Annotated in this window: 1 protein-coding gene and 1 pseudogene; both read left to right on the forward strand. The window is 70.8% G+C overall.

The genetic code is table 11. From position 1 onward, the window contains the following. Window positions 1–197: pseudogene (locus MOV75_RS40750) on the forward strand (heme ABC transporter ATP-binding protein CcmA); the annotation flags it as partial. Window positions 198–405: 208 nt separating this feature from the next. Continuing rightward, window positions 406–685 (forward strand): heme exporter protein CcmB (locus MOV75_RS40755; protein ID WP_247008502.1); only part of this gene is annotated, 280 nt, incomplete at its 3' end.

A 685-nucleotide genomic window follows, 5' to 3' on the forward strand; every position in this document is an offset into this window, starting at 1 on the left:
CGCTGGCCCGCCTGTTGACCGTCCGCCGCCCGGTCTGGCTGCTGGACGAGCCGACCAACGCGCTCGACACCGCCGGCCAGGACATGTTCGGCGGCCTGATGCGAGATCACCTCGCCCGCGGCGGCCTGATCATCGCAGCGACCCATGCCCCGCTGGGAATTGAATCGCGGGAGCTGCGGATCGGGGGTGTGGCGTGAAGTTCGCGGACCCTCAGCTTTCCAAGCGGCCGGGCGTCGCTCCCTCTGCTCCCTCGCCTCTCCCGCTTGCGGGAGAGGTCGGCGCGCAGCGCCGGGTGAGGGCTCTCTCCTCTTGGGGAGTCTTCGTTGTCGAGCCACCCTCTCCCCACCCCTCCCCCGCAACCGGGGGAGGGAGCGCACCGCCCTTGGGGCACGATGGGAGCACCCCATGACCGCCCTGTCCGCCCTGATTCGCCGGGACATCCGGATCGCGCTCCGCGTTGGTGGCGGGGCGCTGATCGGCGTGCTGTTCTTCCTGACCGTGGTGGTGCTGATGCCGTTCGCGGTCGGCCCGGATCTGGCGCTGCTGTCGCGGCTGGGGCCAGCCATTCTCTGGCTGGGCGCGCTGCTGGCGAGCCTGCTCACCCTCGACCGGCTGTTCATGGCCGACCACGAGGACGGCTCGCTCGACCTGATCACGATGAGCCGGACGCCGCTGGAACTCGCCT

The sequence above is a fragment of the Bradyrhizobium sp. PRIMUS42 genome, from assembly GCF_023006515.1.
Classification (GTDB): Bacteria; Pseudomonadota; Alphaproteobacteria; order Rhizobiales; family Xanthobacteraceae; genus Bradyrhizobium.